Annotated in this window: 15 protein-coding genes; 5 read left to right on the forward strand and 10 right to left on the reverse strand. The window is 42.8% G+C overall.

Annotated elements, in window-relative coordinates; all coding sequences use genetic code 11:
* Nucleotides 1-71: 71 nt before the first annotated feature.
* Nucleotides 72-1,178: a Fic family protein gene (locus SFRI_RS19770; protein ID WP_011639252.1), complete on the reverse strand. Its 1,107-nt coding sequence runs from the start codon at nucleotides 1,176-1,178 to the stop codon at nucleotides 72-74.
* 278 nt (nucleotides 1,179-1,456) lie between these two features.
* On the opposite strand from SFRI_RS19770, the gene SFRI_RS19775 reads away from it, so the two are divergent.
* Nucleotides 1,457-2,194, forward strand: coding sequence for a sulfotransferase family protein (locus SFRI_RS19775; protein ID WP_150099448.1), 738 nt, complete (start codon nucleotides 1,457-1,459; stop codon nucleotides 2,192-2,194).
* A gap of 79 nt (nucleotides 2,195-2,273) precedes the next feature.
* On the opposite strand, the gene SFRI_RS19780 is transcribed toward SFRI_RS19775, so the two are convergent.
* From SFRI_RS19780 to SFRI_RS19795, 4 genes are all read right to left on the reverse strand, one after another.
* Nucleotides 2,274-3,704 carry an MFS transporter gene (locus tag SFRI_RS19780; RefSeq protein WP_011639254.1) on the reverse strand — a complete coding sequence of 477 codons (1,431 nt, stop codon included), beginning with the start codon at nucleotides 3,702-3,704 and terminating at the stop codon, nucleotides 2,274-2,276.
* Between the two features lie 48 nt (nucleotides 3,705-3,752).
* Nucleotides 3,753-4,016, reverse strand: a complete 264-nt coding sequence (locus SFRI_RS19785) for a hypothetical protein (RefSeq protein WP_041413251.1) — start codon at nucleotides 4,014-4,016, stop codon at nucleotides 3,753-3,755.
* Nucleotides 4,017-4,188: 172 nt separating this feature from the next.
* A complete protein-coding gene (gene mdoH / locus SFRI_RS19790) occupies nucleotides 4,189-6,381 on the reverse strand; it encodes a glucans biosynthesis glucosyltransferase MdoH (protein ID WP_011639256.1) in 2,193 nt (730 codons plus the stop codon).
* A gap of 2 nt (nucleotides 6,382-6,383) precedes the next feature.
* On the reverse strand, nucleotides 6,384-8,063 hold the full coding sequence (locus tag SFRI_RS19795; protein WP_011639257.1) for a glucan biosynthesis protein G: 1,680 nt from the start codon (nucleotides 8,061-8,063) through the stop codon (nucleotides 6,384-6,386).
* Nucleotides 8,064-8,616: 553 nt separating this feature from the next.
* Here SFRI_RS19795 and SFRI_RS19800 point away from each other — a divergent pair.
* The 3 genes from SFRI_RS19800 (at nucleotide 8,617) to SFRI_RS19810 (ending at nucleotide 13,509) form a co-directional block, all read left to right on the forward strand.
* On the forward strand, nucleotides 8,617-9,588 hold the full coding sequence (locus SFRI_RS19800) for an esterase/lipase family protein (protein WP_011639258.1): 972 nt from the start codon (nucleotides 8,617-8,619) through the stop codon (nucleotides 9,586-9,588).
* Between the two features lie 98 nt (nucleotides 9,589-9,686).
* The gene (locus tag SFRI_RS19805; protein WP_167526101.1) at nucleotides 9,687-10,592 is read left to right on the forward strand and encodes a lipase chaperone family protein; all 906 of its coding nucleotides are present in this window, start codon (nucleotides 9,687-9,689) and stop codon (nucleotides 10,590-10,592) included.
* A 781-nt stretch (nucleotides 10,593-11,373) separates the two neighbouring features.
* Nucleotides 11,374-13,509, forward strand: a complete 2,136-nt coding sequence (locus SFRI_RS19810) for a TonB-dependent receptor family protein (RefSeq protein WP_011639260.1) — start codon at nucleotides 11,374-11,376, stop codon at nucleotides 13,507-13,509.
* Nucleotides 13,510-13,733: 224 nt separating this feature from the next.
* Here SFRI_RS19810 and SFRI_RS19815 read toward each other — a convergent pair whose 3' ends face one another.
* Together SFRI_RS19815 and SFRI_RS19820 are read right to left on the reverse strand one after the other, a co-directional pair.
* Nucleotides 13,734-15,137, reverse strand: coding sequence for a methyl-accepting chemotaxis protein (locus SFRI_RS19815; RefSeq protein ID WP_011639261.1), 1,404 nt, complete (start codon nucleotides 15,135-15,137; stop codon nucleotides 13,734-13,736).
* Nucleotides 15,138-15,464: 327 nt separating this feature from the next.
* Complete coding sequence (locus SFRI_RS19820) at nucleotides 15,465-16,253, reverse strand: AraC family transcriptional regulator (protein WP_011639262.1); 789 nt, start codon at nucleotides 16,251-16,253, stop codon at nucleotides 15,465-15,467.
* 103 nt (nucleotides 16,254-16,356) lie between these two features.
* On the opposite strand from SFRI_RS19820, the gene SFRI_RS19825 reads away from it, so the two are divergent.
* Nucleotides 16,357-17,565, forward strand: coding sequence for an MFS transporter (locus SFRI_RS19825; protein WP_011639263.1), 1,209 nt, complete (start codon nucleotides 16,357-16,359; stop codon nucleotides 17,563-17,565).
* Between the two features lie 182 nt (nucleotides 17,566-17,747).
* Here SFRI_RS19825 and SFRI_RS19830 read toward each other — a convergent pair whose 3' ends face one another.
* The 3 genes from SFRI_RS19830 to SFRI_RS19840 all read right to left on the reverse strand — a co-directional run bounded on the left by SFRI_RS19830 (nucleotide 17,748) and on the right by SFRI_RS19840 (nucleotide 20,156).
* The gene (locus SFRI_RS19830; RefSeq protein ID WP_011639264.1) at nucleotides 17,748-18,296 is read right to left on the reverse strand and encodes an HPP family protein; all 549 of its coding nucleotides are present in this window, start codon (nucleotides 18,294-18,296) and stop codon (nucleotides 17,748-17,750) included.
* A gap of 163 nt (nucleotides 18,297-18,459) precedes the next feature.
* Nucleotides 18,460-19,368 (reverse strand): aromatic amino acid DMT transporter YddG, encoded by a 909-nt coding sequence (gene yddG / locus SFRI_RS19835; protein WP_011639265.1) that lies wholly within the window; start codon nucleotides 19,366-19,368, stop codon nucleotides 18,460-18,462.
* An 11-nt stretch (nucleotides 19,369-19,379) separates the two neighbouring features.
* Nucleotides 19,380-20,156, reverse strand: coding sequence for a class I SAM-dependent methyltransferase (locus SFRI_RS19840; RefSeq protein WP_041413813.1), 777 nt, complete (start codon nucleotides 20,154-20,156; stop codon nucleotides 19,380-19,382).
* Between the last annotated feature and the right edge of the window lie 56 nt (nucleotides 20,157-20,212).

Raw genomic sequence — 20,212 nt, forward strand, 5'->3', positions numbered from 1 at the left:
AGCAATAAGTGCATATTACGACTAAGAATAATATTATTTATCAATAAAATGCTTACAGAACAACGATTAAATTAGCGCACCAACACATACCTTGTGCTTCTACCGCCCGCGCCGGTTTTGACCAAACATTGTTGTTCAACTAGTTGAGCCAAATGTCGGGTGGCAGTGGCGCGGCTGACTTTAGCCACTTTTTGATATTGGCTACTGCTGATCCCATCACTAAAATCGCCATCAAGCAGCCGGTTAAGTACCTTAACTTGTTCTGTTGTTAATGTTGGGGTGAGTAAGCGTCGATCGACACGAAGCCAGAATTGGGTTTTCGCGATGGTTTGTTCAATGTTATTGAGAGTGTGTTGAACAGCATCATTTAAGGTGTCTAAAAACCATAGTAGCCAAGGTGTAATATCAAGGGAGCCCTGTTGGGTAGACTCTAATATCGCGTAATAAGCTTTACGTCGCTCAAGTATGCTAACTGACATAGCATAAAAATGAATCGAACGATGTTCAGCTTGCGCTAATGCTAAATCGGTGAGCAAACGGGTGATACGTCCATTACCATCATCAAGCGGATGCAAGGTGACAAACCACAAATGAGTGATGGCTGCTCGTACTAGCGGATCAAGGTCTGCCTGTTTTCGTGATTGATTAAACCACTCAATAAACTCCGTTAAACTTTGGTCTAGCGTATCTCGAGGAGGCGCTTCAAAATGGATCGTCGGTTTGTCTAAACGCCCCGATACCACCTGCATAGGTTCATCGCCGCGTAACTTACCGCCAATAACAGGATTAAACACGGCTTGGTTACTCGGAAACAACAGAGCATGCCAATCTAAAATACGCGTTAGCCTAAGTGGCTGTTGCCAGTTTTGTAGCGCATCTAAGGTGATATCAGCTAAACCATCGGTTTGTGCAGTAGTGGGATAAGGGTTTTCTTCGCTCACCCCAAGTTTATTGGCCAAAGATGAACGTACAGACAATGCGTTGAGCGTTTCGCCTTCTATCGCACTTGAATGAACGATGTTGGCGATCATAGTATCGAGTGTCCATTGACTAACAGATTCAGTGCCTATCTTACCCAGTAACAAACCTTGGTTAAATTGAATTTGACGCAATAAAGGATTAATACGGATATGATCCCATACAAAGTCAGGCCATTCTTGTTGTTGCCAAATCCACATATTAACCTCTGTTTAGCTGACTTAAATACTGTTTTGATGCAAATACCAACCTATTCTACTCACCACATGAGGCAAATAGCAATTTATTCGCCTCACCATATGAGGCGAATAGGATAGTTAATTGCCTCATGACGCCTACTAGCAAGCTCGATAACACCTTGGCTGGCATTTCGGTATAATCATTTACTGATTCAATAACCTTCAATTTTTATCACTCAATGCGACTGTAATTAATGACATCTAAGCTGACTGAAGTATCGACACCACCACAAGCCGCTATGCCTAAATCTACATTGGCAAATGAACAGGAAAATAAAGTATTTATTATTGGCCTGCCACGTACGGGCACCACGAGTGTGAGTGTGGCGTTGCTTGAACAAGGATTAACGGTTGCCCACCAAGCCTTTACTAAGCAGGCGTTTATGTTGGCCGATGCGGTGTCTGATGCGCCCTGTTTTAGTGATTATCAGCAATTAGATAAGTTATTTCCCAACGCTAAGTTTGTCTATTTAGATAGGCCGTTAGATAAGTGGTTGCCGTCGATGCAAATGTTACTGGGCAGAATGCTAGTGCATTTAGATAAAGACAAGGGCCGCTTTCATCCAGTAATGAAGCGCAGCTTTAATCATTGCTTTGATATATGGCAAGTTGAAGATGTGTTTGATGAAGCGCATTTAACGGCCTGTTATCAGCGCCACCAGCAACAAGTAATGAGTTATTTTGCAGGGCGAGATGACTTTATCTCTATTGATATCAGTGTGACAGGAAGCTTAGCTAAATTACTGCAATTTATCGATTTAGCAAAGCCTGATACGGCTGAATTTAGGCAGCTTCAATATCCACAACTTCAATCTCAGCCGCAAAACTTTCCGCAGTTAAACTTTCCACAGCTTAACTTTCCGCAACTGAATACTGGCCGTAATGTGGCCAGTTGGGATGAATATAAACACCCCAACAAAATTAGCGCTAATGCTTCTGGCCCTGATAAACGTAAGTTTTTTGATTACCGACTTTAACGATTTAAATTTAGAATGAGCCAGTTAATACAGCACTACTCGCGCAGCAGCTTTTAACCGTTCATATATCACGTAGCGGTTACTTATCTTTATTACGCTTTTTCTTAGCAACGGTTAACCAATCTAAACTGACACCCGAAATAGCATTAAAGCCACGGATGCGGAAAATAAGGGTGAGCAGTTCAGGTCTTGGACGCGCTTTAGGCTCTACAGAGCGCGGAATAAACCACAATGCCACCAGCGATCGCATGATGGTTGATATCATAAACACCAAAAATATGGGGTTGGTTAACCAAGCGTTTAAACCTGTCCAGATTAAAAACTCTGCTGCATACGAGGCAATGACGCCCCCCACCATCGCACCAACAAACACAAAACCCGCACTCAATGCCGCCTGTAATGCGGCATAAATGGCAAAGTCACTGCGAAAAGGTCGAATATCGTAGAGGTAATTGGCAGTACTTAAGGTAAAGCCGCTCCAGGCTAAACCGGAAAAAGCTTGAATCGCCAATATATAAAGATAGTTGTCGGAAAATAGCCACAATAACGGCAAGCTGGGTATTAAGCAGCTGGTGATGATCATCACTAACCTATTACCGTATAGATCGCTGAATCGGCCCCAAAATCGCAAAGTAATAAACTGCGTAACAATAGACGCTACGCTGGAAAGCACAAATTCAAAATAGGTAAAATGCAAGTCTTCCAGCATGTATACCGCAAAAAACGGTGCCGAAATGGCGACCATGCACTGCATACCCGCAACAAATAAACTGTAATGGCGGAAGGTTTTGTCTTTCCAGGCTTCACGAAAATTACCAAATGTTTGTTTAAACACCCCAGACGCTTTGGCAATTCTAGGCTCGGGGTCGTGCATTTGCAGTAACAACCAGGCTGAAGTAAACCGGCCCATTGCCGCAATCGAAAATAGTAAACTAAAGCCCAACCATGCCATTTGCATTGAGTCGGTTAAGGTTAAAATACCGCCACCGACAAAGAACACACTTAGCGAGGCCATCATAGTTAATCGAGTACGTGAGGCAAAAAAGGCTCCTCGGCGGCGCTGCGGTACAATCATGCCCATCCAGGCACGCCAATGCGGCTGAATAAGATTGATAAAACCTTGATACAACACCGCTAAGCCAATAAATAACCACACTGCATTGTCAGGTCTAAATGCCGCTAACGCGCCCATACCTAACACAACTACGGCTTGTAACACTGCACATGCCACTATAAATTGCCGACGACTAAAATGACTCGCCAGCCATACTGACAACAGTTGCGCCAGTGAGCCAAACAACTGAGGTAAGCCAGTTACCCAACCCATTTGGCCTAAACTAGCCCCTAAGAATATGGCATAAGCATTAAAAAAGTTATCACTGGTGGCGGTCATGGTTGACGATGCAACCGCCTCTTGTTGGCTACGGCGTAGGGTACATCGAAGCCACGACAGTCTGTCACGACTGCGCGAACAAGGATTATTGCTGCTAGATGAAGGTTCTAAAGCCATAAGATGTATGAATGCACGCCATTGCTAAGTAACTATTCGTGGAACAAACTAGCTTAACTTTTTATAATCCGCCCATGCAATAAAGCTATTATGTAAAAGTATGATAGTAAACATTACAAATTTATTGCTCCAACTTAAGGTCAAATCGAATAAACCGAGGGCCATCACACAAGATCCAGACAATAAAATAGCGTGAGCGACAACAAAATAAGAAGTTGATTTTATTGTTTTTAAATTTTTCCCACTTGATTTATTAACTATGTTGACAGCACCAACAAGGGCTAAAGCAGACCAAAAAATATAAGCAAACATCACACCCTCCCTGTTGTAGGTTTACATATAAACAATTAAATATGTATCCACGAACTTGTAACAAAATTATCAAAAATAACTGTATAACAAATATCGTCTAACAAACATGATATTTAACTTTTAATTTAGAGGCCATGTTTGTTATTAGCTCTTCAATCTGAATTAAACCCACCTAACAGAAGGACACGATACCTTCGGTGACATATTGCTCTGGCAGCTTTTGTAACTGTTTTAGCAATAAAGGGTTACCCAGTAAATATGCCAATTCTTGACGGGTAAACAGCTTTACAATGTTGTGCTGGCACTGTGCTTCTTGCACTTTAACTCGGGTGATGGCTTCGAGTGATTCAACCGCTGAACCAGGCAAGCGATGTGGCTTTTTGTCAATAAGGGCTAAATGTAACGCCATTAATGCAGGGTCTTGCAGTAGCCTTGATAAGGTCCACGGCTCAGCGATGGCTTGCACATATTCAGCACGACGCGCTTGTGAGTCTACACTAAGTTGCGGCGCGCTCACTTCTTCTGGCGTGGCCAAAATACCTAAGCCTTTTACCCATAAACCAAATCGCTCTGAGCTTGTCATGGCAGAAAGCGGTACAGCAAGCCATAAACCAATTAACGCGGGGCTCATCCACGCCAATAAGGTAAGCGAATCAAGCACTGCGGCGTAACCTAATAACGCACCAATTAACATGTGCCAACGATGACGATAAATCAGTGTTAGCCAAGGTAAGCTGCCGTCATCACGGCGTTGTGGCGCCCAACCGCTGTCGCGTCCAGCTAAAATAGACATCACAGCACCGCAGTGGATAAGCATCATTATTGGCGCAATCAGTGCCGACAATATAACTTCAACTACCACGCTAATCATGGCTTTACCTCTGCCACCTAATTGCTTACTCATGATGCTATTTTTCAGTAACAATATGATCCCAAGAATTTTAGGACCAAACAATATGCCCATGGTGATATAAAACAATCGTAGTGCACGGTCTGAGTCCATTACTGGCCAGGTGGGAAACAAAGAGAATTGATCGGTAAAATACTCTGGGCGAATAAAGTGTGCTTGTAATGCCAGCATTAAGCCCGACAAAATCAGCATTAACCAAAATGGCGATGATAAATAAGCCATTATCCCAGTGAGTAAATGTAAGCGGCTAACCCAATGTAATCCTTTACTAAACAACACCCGTGAGTGTTGTAAATTACCTTGGCACCAACGGCGATCGCGCACCGCTAAATCGACAATAGACGGTGGGCATTCTTCATAAGACCCTGGAAGGCCTGCGGCAATGACCACGCTCCAACCAGCACGTCGAATGAGCGCAGCCTCGACAAAGTCGTGGCTCATAATATGGCCACCAAATGGCGGTCTACCTGCAAGGTTGGGTAACCCTGCTGCGCTCATAAAGGCTTGGGTGCGGATAATGGCATTGTGGCCCCAAAAGTTACCTTCTTTATGGGTCCACCAAGATAAACCAGTACCAATAACCGGACCATAAATTCGCGCAGCAAATTGCTGTAGTCGCGCCATTAAGGTGTTGCCATTGATTAAATACGGAATGGTTTGGATAAGCCCAGCATCGGGATCAGCCTGCATCCGCTGAGCGAGACTGAGGATAGTGTGGGTTTCCATTAAACTGTCAGCGTCTAGCACCAACAAATGGTCGTATCGGGCGCCCCAACGCTTGCAAAAATCGGCCACATTACCGGCTTTACGGGCATCATTTTTACGTCGACGGCGGTAATACACCCGCGCATCTTTGCTCACTTGATGGCGCAATATTAAAAATGCCTGTTCTTCTGCCAACGCAATATCGGGGTCAGTAGTGTCGCTTAATATAAACCAGTCAAACGCATGGCTTTCGCCGGATGCAACCAATGCCATCGCCATCACTTCAACTGCAGCAAAAACGCGATCGGGTGATTCGTTATATGTCGGCATTAATATCGCGGTGCGGGTATGCAGCTTTATACGTTCGGCCGTTTCTATCGCAGGCTTTTTAAGTAGCATAATAAAGCCGGCAATGCCGCCACTAAATGCCAATGCTATCCAACAAAAGTTAACCGCAAACAACACTAAAACGATGTATTCAAGTGGCGTTACGCCACCGACATTAAATACCGACACCATCTCGTATATAGCCATCACCGACATAATAGAAGCGCTGCCAACCACTAACAGACGGCGTAATCCATCTGACTTTACGCCATCGGCGATAATGCTCTTGCGTGGCATACCATCGGACAACGCACGTAAACTTTGCGCTTCCATTGGGCTTGGTCGTTCTAGCGGCATGGCTGCACCACCGACCAACGTAGGGTCGACAGTGCTAATGTCAGCATCTGGCTGAATCATGTTCATGCTTAAAGCGTCCAACGATAAAGCCAAGTTTCGACATCGCGTGGGCCAGTAAACTTAAGCTCAGCACGTAGCTCGATCAATTCAGCATCTTGTGGATCCATTTCAAACGCCAAACGGTAGCCATTGGTTTTAGGCTGACGAGACACCACCACATTAGTCACGACGCCCGCTGAACTCTGCACTTTGGCGACCGGAATTTCATCGTTATTACCTTCTTTAACTTGATAGTCAATAACAAACAAACGTCTCGGTGTGGCTTTAGCGATTTCAGCGCGGCCACTGGCGGTACGGGCCACAATAACAGTGCCATCATCAACTTCGGGCTCGCTGCCCCAAATTAACCGATAAGTAAAATGAAACTCGCTACCTGCTGCGATAGGTTGTTTAGGCTTCCAGTAACTAACTATGTTGTCATGAATTTCAGAGTCTGTTGGAATTTCGGTTAACACAACCTCACCCGCGCCCCAATTTCCGACCGGTTCTACCCATAAACTTGGGCGACGCTCGTAGTGGGCTTCGAGATCTTGATACGCATCAAAACTACGTTCACGTTGAATTAAGCCAAACCCTTGTGGCGAGTTGTCCATAAAGGCACTGACTTGCAATTGCTTTGGATTAGCCAGCGGACGCCATAAACGCTCACCGCGACCATTTAAGATCAATAGCGCGTCAGAATCATGTACTTCTGGTCTAAAGTCATCGGTGTTTTGACGACCATTCATTGAATGTAAAAACATACTGGTGCTAGGCGCTAAACCGACTTTAACTAAATCCACACGTGGAAATAGCGTCGCTTCCACATCGATATGGGTGTTTTCGCCAGGTCTAACAGAAAATCGATATGCCCCTGCCACGCTTGGGCTGTCTAGCAAGGCATGCACCACGATTAAGTTACTGTCGGTGTTTGGCCGTTCAACCCAAAATGCCCTAAATATTGGAAACTCTTCGCCTTCCGGTTCTGCGGTATTTAATGCTAATCCTCTTGAAGACAAGCCGTAATCGCTGCCTTTACCCAAAGCGCGGAAATAACTCGCCCCTTGGAATACCATAAGCTCGTCAAAATATGCAGGATTATTGAGTGGATAATGGATGCGTAGACCAGAATAGCCAATATCTTGGGTCGGCAAACGCTGACTCAACACATCACCTGCAGTAAAAAACTCTGAGTTATAGGCTAAATGGCTGGCTTGCTTACCTTCAACTAAGGCAATTTCAATCAAGTCTTGGAAATAAAAACCCCGATGAAAGAGCTGCATTTGATATGGCAAACCTTCGGCTTTCCAAATAGAAGCTTCTGGCTTAAAGCGAATATCGCGGTATTCATCGTAAGATATTTTAGCCAACCCTGGCGGTAATGGGTCTTTAAGTTCTACATACGGTTTTTGCGCTAATTTACGCGCAATTTTAACCACTGTATCAGAGTCAAAGTTAGCCGTTTTAGCAAAACGCACTTTGGTTTCTGTGTTCAGGTTATTAGCTGATTTCACTATCGCTTGTTCATCTGCATAAGTTTGCAGCGGTATGGTTACGCTAGGCGATGTGGGGGTAATAATGGGTGGTGTGGGTTCTTGTGCAGCAAGATTAAAACAAAGCCCTGCGGCCATGGCTAACGACAAACGCGTTAGCGCTTTTTTTACAATGTGAGATGAGGCCGAAGTTCCACAACTCAGTAAGCTAACCATAATAGGCTACCTAAAAAATACAGCGTTAATATGCAAGTTTCAGAGCGGTTATTGCGGCAAAATGTCTTGGTACACAACCCTATGCTCTATTTCGCGAACGATATCAGAACGCCAAAATTTTGCACAAGTATTCATCAATAAAATCCACCAGCACCTATAACATTTTAATCTATTGATATATCCAAATAGCACACAAGGAGAATGAAAAACGACCGTGTTGTTCGTTTGATTTTACGACCATCGAATATTGCCCCCTCAAAAATGTCTGCATACTCATTACATGTTTATTTCTCATTATCAAAAAAAATAACCCAACCATTCTGTCGTATTAAAAACATCAATAATGAAGATGATACATAAGAAGCAACCAATAGAGTTGTTTTAAACAGCAAAAAATCTGTGTCTCTTAACATAACTGTACAATTTTTAACCCTTGTTAAGTTGTTAAACATACGTTAATACTAATTTACTCGATCAAGCATTAAATAGAATCGGGATCCAACAAGACTTAAACATTCTATGCAATACATCATTGCACCTTTGGGGAGGATAAATGATGAAAACCAGTATGTTAAAAATATTAAAAAAGGTATCTCAGGTTAAATCCGCAACACTTAGCGCATTATTTTTAGCAGGTATTACGCTATTGTCACTTTCACCACAACAAGCCTATGCCCAAGGAACAAAATACCCTGTGGTACTCGTTCACGGTTTATTTGGTTTTGATGATATTTGGGGTGTAGATTATTTTTACAGAATACCGCAAACCTTACGTCAGCAAGGCGCTCAAGTTTTTGTTGCTAGCGTGTCACCCGCTAATTCAAGCGAAGTCAGAGGGGAGCAGTTGCGTACTTTTGTTCAAGCAGTACTAGCACAAACAGGGGCAGAAAAAGTTAACTTAATTGGCCATAGCCATGGTGGTCCAACGATTCGCTATGTCGCAAGTGTTAGCCCAGAAATGGTGGCTTCGGCAACATCAATTGGTGGTGTTAACTGGGGCAGTCGTGTTGCCGATTTAGCTCGTGGGATAATTCCCGTAAACTCCAATACAGAATACCTTGCACAACAAGGCATTAACTTGTTAGCAGGTATTATTTCTGGCATCTCAGGTAATAACGGCCTACCGTCGGATAGCATCGCAGCGATGACATCCCTAACCACCCAAGGATCTATTGCATTTAACCAAGCTTATCCTGAAGGTATTCCGAGCCAATATTGTGGTCAGGGCCAACAACTAGCAAATAATGGCGTGTATTATTTCTCCTGGTCGGGTACCAGCCCATTAACTCATGTTGTTGATCCATCGGATTACCCACTAAGTTTAACCAGCCTAGTTTTTGGTGAACCTAACGATGGCCTTGTATCAGGCTGTAGTTCTCATCTAGGTAAAGTGATTAAAGACAACTATAAAATGAACCACTTAGATGAAGTAAACCAAACGTTGGGTCTAGTTAGTTGGTTTGAAACGAATCCAGAAACCCTATATCGCCAACATCTCAATCGTTTACAGCAATTAGGTTTATAAACAAGATGAAAAGTGGATTTTCACTATCTCAAAATCCGCGATTATGGGTGGGCATACTTTTGCTCACCCTTTTTATCGTGTTATTCACAGCTTCATTGATGAATAAACACCAATACCAAGCAGAGCTATTGGCCTATGATAAATTACCTACCGTTCAGCATAACTCATCATTATTCACACCAGAAACGACAGAAATAAATGAGCCTATCGGCACTGAGAAATTGGGACAGCCACTGCTATTATCTCAAGCGCTACGCTGGGATTTTGACGACATCATTTTGCAGCATCAAGATAAAGCAACCTCGCTAGAAAACCTATTGTCTACATTGGCCAGTAAACTTGACCTTAGTGCCGATGCGCACGCTAAACTTGCAGCATTGTTTCAGCGCTACCGTAACTATAAAATCGCGATATCTTCTCTAAAAGACGCCAGTCCAGCAATAGACGGTGATATTGATTTAACCATGACGTTTGATTTTATCGAACAGGCTCATCTATTGCAGCAAAGCTATTTTTCGGAACTCGAAATAGACGCTTTTTTTGCCAAAGACAACAAGTATGATCAACAAGCATTTGAGCGACTGAGAATTCGACAAGATAGTAGTTTAACCATAGAACAAAAAACGGAGTTACTCGCTCATCAAATCAGCCAACTAGATGAAGAAGAACGCCAAGCCATCACGCCAACATTGATGGCCAATGATATCAGCGCTTATTTAGAGGGAACACCAAAACATGGCGAAGCATCTCCCCCTAACCTAACCACAGGAATAAACGCAGAGATGAGCCAAGAAGTGATTGAACGAGTACAGGCAACTCAAAATACCAATCTAAATTGGCAACATAAAATTACCTTATACCAAGAATACCAACAACAAATCGCCAATTTGTCAGACACGGAACAGCAACAGGCTTTAGCACAATATCAACAACAGCAATTTACCCTCAATGAACAAAAACGCTTAACGGTGTTTCTTAATCATCCTGAGTTAATCAAGCCTTAATCTGCTATCCAATTGATAAATAAACTCTGCTCGGGATAATAAACGCCTCAACTAGACAAATGAGTGACTGACGAAATCCAATCTTGGTGTCATAACTGATTCCCAATACTCAACAATTACACAGTGTCTATCACTCACCGCTCTCGAATAGCATCAGAGCCTCAGTAACATCACTTGCTTGAGATAAAAATCTTTAAATACAAATCTTTACTAAAAAACAGGTCGATAAGAACATCCTCTATTTTAATGGAAACGAGTCTGAGTGAATTACCCAGCTATTAATGACATTTAGTACGTCAAGCTCACACTTACTGGCTATTTACTGAAAGTTTACATTCATAAAAGTAATGAATCAAAAACACCTCATTGCATTGATTAAATTAAGAAAAATATCTTAAACATTTTATTAGAGCAGAGAGCTTTACAGTAAGAACACCATAAGCACTGGTACGTACCTTGACGGTCACCTCACAAATGAGAATAATTATCAAAATCGATACCAAAATATGCTTTGATCATTATGTTTACCTCTCGCTCATTGAACTTAGAATCAAGTCCCCAACAGGCTAGTTTCGGAATCGTAAACTCAGCCCTTTCTCCTCCCATCAATAAATACTCCAAATTGCGCCATCGATAACACGCGTAAACAACACACTTGTTTACGCCAAAGCATCCTTGATTACTGAAAATTGAGATTGCTGAAGATCGAGGAATGGTCTTTGAAACGTTTATCGCCAACTTATCACTTTAGAACAGACCAAACGAAACATAGGGAATATGCATGTTAACTGAAAAATCCAGATTCACTTTAACCACCATAGCAATAGCCATTGCAGCAAGTTTTGCTAGCTCGGCGGCAGTTGCTGACGACAAAAGTCAGACAGAAGCCAAACCTGAAATCATTGTGGTGACAGGGAGCTTATTAGGTAATTCTGAAGTTGCTGATTTAAAAACGTATACCGGTAACCGCTCAATCATTACTTCAGATCAAATAGAGCGTACTGCAGCCAGATCAATCGACACTGCATTACAACAAGTTCCTGGGATTAAAATTAAAGACGAGACTGGAACTGGGGTTTTACCTAACATATCAGTACGAGGCTTAGACAGCAGCCGCAGTGGTTACGCCCAAGTCTTACTCGATGGGATCCCAATGACGCTTGCGCCATATGGGCACACTGGCCAGTCATTATTCCCTGCCACGTTATTCATGATAGATAGAATCGATGTAGCACGTGGCGGAGCATCGATTCAGTATGGTCCTAACAACGTTGGCGGCGTAATCAACCTTATTTCAAAGCCAATCCCAACCGACTGGGAAACCAGCGTTAATGAGCGCATGACCTTCTTTGGCGACAGTAATACATTATTTGATACCAACATCAGCACTGGTGGCGCGGTTAATGAAGATTTTTCAATGCGTTTTGATGGCAACATCACCAAAGGGGAGTCGTTTCGTGAACACTCCGACACTGACATTAAAAACCTAATGTTAAAGACCCTGTGGAATATCGATGAGCAAAACAGCTTAGATGCCACGCTGCAATATTACGATGCTTTTTCTGAGCTACCGGGTGCATTAAATACTCCCGCTTATGAAGCCGATCGCGAGCAATCCCTACGCCCTAATGATGAGTTTAATGCCGATACTAAACGAGTGTCATTGAAATATAGCCATGTTCTCGACGACTCTAAAATTATCGATTATGGTGAGATTGATCTCAGAGTATTTGGTAATAAAAGTTCACGTAACTTTCAGTGGGATTTTTATGATTCAAGCAAAGACACCGATGGCAATTTAGGCACAAGCTGGAGCGATACCACCCAGGATGCTACTCATCTGCGTAACTCTCCGCGAGACTTTACCGTGTTTGGCATTGAGCCAACGGCAAGCCTGCTTATTGATGGCGATATTAGTCAGCACATTATCGCAGGTGCTCGTTATATTAATGAAGACATTAGCTACCAACTCAACCACATAGACAAGTCGACTCAAACGGCAACTCGTCCGCGTGACTGGCAAATGGATACCAATGCCATGGCCTATTATGTGAGTAATAAAGTGGGATTCTTTGACGACACATTGTCGGTTACTCCTGGCATAAGATATGAAGATGTCCGCATGACCTTCACCAATGTTGGACAAGACTATAGCCAAGATAATCACGTGACCGAGTGGCTTCCCGGCATCACCTTGGGTTATGAGTTCAGTTCAAACTGGTTTGGGTATACCAATGCTCAACGTTCATTGAGAACACCACAAATTTCGCAATTATGGCCTAAAGATCAAACCCTTGAATCAGAGCTATCTTGGAACTATGAAGCTGGGGTACGTTTTACCCCAACAGAGCGCAGTAACTTAAGTATTGCCGCTTATCGTATCGATTTTGAAAATAAAGTCGAATACGACAGAAACGTCAGTATGTTCGTCAATATTGGCCAAACTCGTAACCAAGGTATTGAGCTAGAAGGCACTTACTCACCTATGTCGCTGCCAGATCTGGTTCTAACCGGCGCTTACAACTATTTAGATACCGAACAACTTGATGGCGAGTTTGCAGGTAACGAATTGGCTTATGTGTCTAAGCATCAACTTTCTGCCAGTGCTTTATATAGCATTAAAGATGTCGATTTAGGATTAATGGCGTTCTATTACAGCAAGTCATTCGCTGATCTTGCTAATAGTGTTGAAGAAGATGTATCAGGCACATCGGGTGAAGTGCCTGCGTATACCGTGGTTAATTTCAATATTGCGACTGAGTTTTTCAAGCAAGATAATCACGGCTTAAAGGTGGGATTGTCGGTCAACAACCTATTTGATAACGAGTACTACTTTAGAGGCTTAGATGTGTCTCCAGCAGGACGAGTGCCAGCATCAGGCCGCTCACTGAGCTTAGATGTCGGTTACACCTTCTAATCGGCATTGTTTCTAAGATAGATGTTTTCAGTTTTAACTGAATAATAATCAACCTGTTGTAAACAACAAAGCCTCAGCATTAATGCTGAGGCTTTGTTCTACTAGTTATCGTATTGATGTTCGTATTGCTTGTAGAAACGGAGTGGCCACCGAAAAGAGTTAGGTGGCCCTACGATCAGCAACACAAACATGTAGCCAATCTAAATAACCCCGCCCAATAAACCTTAAATAATCAAATCCTTCATCAAACCTTCCAGCACATCCGCCTGACGGCTCAAACTCTCGATTTCTTTTGCTGTCATATTCACTAACTCCATCACTTGAATAGAACTACTTCTGACAGAATCAACATCACTGGCAATATTATCAGCCACAGCGCCTTGTTCCTCGGCAGCGGCTGCAATTTCCAAACTTCTATCTGAAATATGCTGGTTTTGCTCTGCGATTTCACTAATATTTTGACTTGCACTTGTCATTAACTGTTCGCTTGATTCAGCTTCTTTTACCGTTTTCGCCATCACGTTCATCACACCACGGCTATTGGTTTGTAGCGTTTCAATAATTTTTTGAATTTCAACGGTCGCAGCTTGAGTTCTTCCCGCTAAGGTTCTTACTTCATCTGCAACCACTGAGAATCCACGTCCCTGTTCGCCTGCTCTTGCCGCTTCAATAGCAGCATTAAGGGCTAGCAAGTTGGTTTGGTCAGAAATGGCATTAATCGTTGCAATAACCTCACCAATTTCAGTCGCGCTAGAATCAAGTTCTGCAACAGCAACTGAGGTACCACGTACTTCCCCTGCTAATTGATTAATCTCAACCAAGGTTTTTTTGATCTGAGCTTGGCCTTGTGTGGTTTTCTCCGTTGCACGCGATATTTGCGTAGATGATTCTTGAGCATGGCTAGCGACTTCTCGAATCGACACTGCCATTTCTTCCGTTGCACTGGCTAACGAATCAATGCGGTCTTGCTGCACGCTGGCCAACTGAGTATTTTCATCACTACGCACACGTAACTGAGCACTAATTTGTTGGATCAAAGCAACTGCTTCTTGAGTGGTTTTCACCAACAGATGTTCACGTTCAGTGACCCTATCAACGGTTCTTGCAATCAAATTAAATTCATTACGCGCAGGCGCATAACCAATACGAGATGCAAGATCCCCTTCGGCCAACCTTTTCAATGCTCCATAAATATCGAATAGACTGCCACCGATGAAGGTATTTACATAATAAGAGCAAACAAACATCAACAATAAACTCAAGCTAATGGCAGTGATGTGCCATAAACCTAACCCAGTCAGAAAATTAGTGTCATCAACATAACTTAATGAATAGTCTTGCCCTGAAACCTGAGCCGAAATATCAGTATTAAGGCCAATATTAATCGCTGTATTTTGCAGTAAGGGCGCCAGATCAGATGCTGATATCTGAGTCGCCGATGCCAATTGGGCAATCACATCAACTTGTTTTTGTGCTTCTATTGTTCTTTGTGAAGACGCCGCGTCAGCAAAACAAATGCCCATGACGACAACGGCAAGCACAGCAGTAAAAAAAAGAACAAGAAAATTTTCATGTAACTTTACGCTAATTAAATACTTATCTATCCAACGAAAGGCAACTTGTTTCACGATGATATCTCCAATAAAAATGATCAGTGATTACCGAGTGTGGCGCAATACCTAACTTATTCAGTAGGTAATTATTGATATAAGAGAACACGTCATTCGGTCAATTATCAGAAATAATATATGACTGTCGTTAGCAGGTGTTTCTAAATAACAAAATTGGCACCTAGATCACGCAAAAAATGCCAAAAAAGACACTTATTGTAACTTAACCACCACAAACTGGTAACCTTCCTCAAAAAATCACCTGAAGTTGTCGCATGACTCAGCTGTTAGTTAAGGAGTAATCGTAACTAAGCACCGATTTAGCTAACTTGTGTAAACTTATTATCAGTATGCATTTAACTCGTTCATGTATTTCATCGGTGATGTTTTCATGACTTTTTTAAACATGGTAATAAACGCACTTACCGACTCATAGCCTAATAACTCTGATACTTGTTGCACACTTTGCTTATCTGACAGTGCTTGCAGTGACGTAATAATATGCAACTGTGTACGCCATTTGCCAAAAGTCATTCCGGTTTCTTTCTTAATCAACCGCGCTAATGTGCGCTCTGTTAAGGCAAATTGTTCAGCCCATTGCGGCAGTGTTTTTCTGTCGTGAGGCTGACTTATCAATTGCTGGCTCATCGCTTGAATAACCATGTTTTTAGACAGAACAAAATCTAAATGCTGGATCGGCATATCAATTAATTGGTCGTGTAATACCTGAGCTAATCGTGCCGTTTTACTGTTTGAGCGATAATGTTGATCGCGACTAGCAAGTTCACACATCAGCTCTTTCACTAATGGCGAAATAGCTAATGTACAAGTATTTTGTGGCATGCCGTCCATATTGCTATCGATAAATAAATGGCACAACTTGGCGTTATCTGATGCGCGGTTACTGTGGACTTTGTACGCAGGGATCCAAATAGCGCTATGGGTTGGTACCATCCACATTTTTGCCGATACCTCGCAAGTCACATAACCATGCAATGCTAAGATTAACTGACCTTTTGGGTGAGTATGCAGCGGAATTTCGTGGCTGGCACAGGCATGCTCTATTTTGGCAATAATGGATTGCTTCATATACTCAAAATTTTTGATTTCATCCCAACCAATTGCATCAAACATAGTTTTGTCGGTTTTCAGTTATTTATTGTCACTATCTCTAAATTATATCGTTCGGCAAATCTTTATACTAGCAACCATTATTAAGTGAAATCTAAAGCAGCTAATGACGTTACAAACCGACAATACTAAACCGCAATCTCGATTTTCTGGTGCATTACTCGTAATAGGTATTTTGCTTATTGCGGCTAATTTACGTGCGCCTTTTACCGGCATTGCTCCTGTGCTGGACCAAATTATTAATCACTTTGGACTAAGCGGCTCACAAGCAGGGTTTATAACAACATTACCGCTTATCGCCTTTGCGATTGTGTCACCCATGGCGGCGACATTTGCCCGCAAACAAGGGTTAGAACACACACTGTTTGCAGCACTTATTTTGATATTGCTGGGTATCGGCACCCGATTTATCGACTCATCCACGATGCTTTTTATTGGTACGGCAATTATTGGCATCGGCATTGCGATTGCAAACGTGTTATTACCCAGCCTAATAAAACGTGATTTCGCCACCAAAGTAGCCTTAATGACCTCGGCTTACGTGCTAACAATGGGAGTGGCTTCTGGCGGGTTCTCGGCGTTGGTATTTCCGTTAAGCCAATTCAATGGTTTAGGCTGGCAATTAGCGCTTGGTTCGGCGGCGATGTTAACGGTCGCGGGGATAATTGTGTGGATGGCGCAATTAGGTAAACACACTAAGCCGGCTCGTATTGCACCATTATCTTCTTCGTCAAAAAGTGTGTGGCGTTATGCACTTGCATGGCAAATAACCTTATTACTGGGCTTAAACTCTTTTTTAACTTATATCATTATTACTTGGCTGCCCAACATATTGACTGACACGGGTCACTCGGCCACACAAGCTGGTGCTTATCATGGCGCATTTCAAATTGCGACAGCGCTGCCAGGTTTAGTGTTAATTCCATTATTGGCTAAATTAAAAGATCAAAGTGCATTGAGCTTTTTACTTGGAGTACTCAGCGCAATCAGTGCATTAGGGCTACTCTACGTACCACACTTTGCATTTGCATGGACAATAATGTTGGGGTTTTGCTCTGGGGCTTGTTTTATTTTAGGGCTATCGTTTATTAGTTTACGCACTGACGACCAGCACCAAGCCGCATCGCTTTCTGGTATGTCACAATGTGTGGGCTATTTATTAGCTGCAGTGGGCCCTATGTTGGCCGGAGCAATACACACAACAACAAGCAGTTGGACTGGACCACTGTGGCTATGCGTTATTGCAGCATTGTTATGTGCATTATGTGGTTTAGGCGGTGGCAGAAATACCACGTTACATAAGTCGGTTAACTAAACATACACGGCCTGATAACTGAGTTATGCATTTAATATCACCATCCTAATGAAGCAAACCTCATTTGAGAAAACGATATTGAGCAACATAAAATCAAGCCGTAAATATGGTAGGCCACTCAAAAATAAGTCATTGAGATAAACGGGTTGCGGTCACGACATAGTACCTATCACACCGGATGCTTACACCCAATAAACAGGATAGTGACGCTTAGGATCTGTGGAAAGATTATTCACTACCAACGCAACGATCAAGAGTAATACCGTACCTAAAAACACGGGCATTAAGGCATAGAGAAAACCGAGCTGATGAACGTTTTCCCCACCAATCACGGCAATCAACGCTGTAGCACCAGCGGGCGGATGTAGGGTTCTGGTCAAGTACATTAACGCAATAGATAGCGATACAGCCAAAGCGCAGGCTAGCACTATATAATCAGTAAAGACTTGATAAACCGCAACACCTATTAACGCTGATATTACGCTGCCACCAATTAAATTACGGGGCTGAGAAAACTCCGCTAACGGAGCACCGTAAACCAACACAGCTGACGCACCAAAAGACCCTATTACAAACATACTGCCCATAGGATTAGCGGCCGTATAAAACGCTAAACCAGCAACTAAGTAAATACCACAAAATGCGCCAATCCATGACCAAACAATTTTCTTTAGCGGTTGCCTAGGAGGACAAATGTCCTTTGATCGCATGCGAGTAAAATAGAATCTCATTATGTTAATCCGAGTAAATGGCCTAATACATTGTTGACGATGTCATTCGCGAGCAGCAAATTAGCGCTTAAGAAACACAATTGCAATTACACCCAACCAAAATCCTCTTGGAAATAAGGTAATGCTACTTTAGTGATCTCGTGATGATCTAATGATGTGAATATTAATGAGATAAAGACGGTTTTTTGGTTCTAGTGACTAAAAAACAAATGAGGGAACCTAACGTGACCAATGCTACACCCTGCCAAAATGATCCCGTAAGTGAAATAGACAAATAAACAGAAGCAAACATGGTCGAAAACACAGGGGTAAAATATGACAAGGTGCCTAACAATATAATATTTCCACCAATAATGGCCTGGTTCCACAAAGCATAACCGGTGCCGATTACCATGCCAGCAAACAATAATGTAAACGTTGATGGTAAGGTGAAGTGTAAGCGGGGTTCATTACTCAAAAAATATTGTATCCACAACGTTACCGCAGTCGCGCTAAAAAACAGTGCAATCGCATTTTTTCCGTTACTGATTTTTTGAGTGACTACGCAATAAATTGCCCAAATAAATGCCGCAGAAAAGGCCATAGAATAGGTGATTGGGTTGCCCGAAATATTAGTTAACAACAGACTAAGTGAAATACCCTGATCGCCAGCAATACACCAAGCAACACCTGTAAATGCCAATAAAATACTTGGGTAAACCAAAATATTCACTTTGTTACGACTCATCATGACACTTAACAATATCGTCAGCGCAGGCCATAAGTAGTTAATAATCGACATTTCCATTGCTTGCAGTCGGCTATTGGCCATGCCTAAAGATAATGCCAGACAGATTTCATAAGTAACAAATAACCCACCGCCGATAAATAAATATCGCTTAGGGTAATCTTTTATTTTGGGTATTCCCATGACCGACATTAAAAATAGCGCACTGACGGTATACATCATTGCAGCGCCAGCAATGGGACTAAACAATTCGGATAAATCGCGGATTAATGCCGTGACGGTACTCCACAGCAAAATGGCCATAACGCCATAAAACGTATACTTATTGTCGCGAATATAAGACACCAAACCCACCGTTATTTCATCGCGGATTTTACATATACATCAAAGCGGTTTTTCTTGGTGGCGATAACCATACTAGGTTTAACTCCATCCAAGTCTTCTGCGTAATCAGGGCGCTTTACTACCACGCGCTTAGTGGCGAGTGCCATAGCGGGTGCTAACAGTCCATCGGCATCTAAGTCTGCGCCAACCAAAGTTTGGAACACGCGCATTTCTTTTTTAACCAGAGCTGATTTTTCACGGTGTGGGTACATTGGGTCTAAATACACCACATCAATTTCAGTGCCCGATGATTGAGCTGCGTCGGCTAACGCGCTGATACTTGAACCGTGAAATAAGCTCATCAAATCGCGCATCCACTCGCCTATTTCGGCGTCTTCATAAGCGCGGCGTAAACCATCTTCAAGTAATGCTGCAACTACAGGATGACGTTCAACCATAATGACCTTACAACCTAAACTGGCCAATACAAAAGCATCTCGGCCAAGCCCTGCGGTGCCATCAACTACGGTGGGTGTTACGCCTTGCTTTAGTCCGACAGCTTTGGCAATAGACTGACCTCGGCCACCACCAAACTTACGGCGATGCGCTACAGCACCAGACACAAAGTCAACGCTAATGCCGTCGAGTTTAGGTTCATCACGCTTATGCAAACTCAAACAGTTTTGATCGAAACGCAATTCAAAAGCGGCGTCTTTGTCCCACACCAACTGCCAGCGCTGGGCTATATCGACTAATGAAGGATACTGCTGATTAAAGAAGATCGGGGTCTGCAACAAGATGATTACCATGCCAATGTAAGAAACTACGCCATTATGCCAAAAGCCATCACCAGTGAACACCTATA

The sequence above is a fragment of the Shewanella frigidimarina NCIMB 400 genome, from assembly GCF_000014705.1.
GTDB lineage: Bacteria > Pseudomonadota > Gammaproteobacteria > Enterobacterales > Shewanellaceae > Shewanella > Shewanella frigidimarina.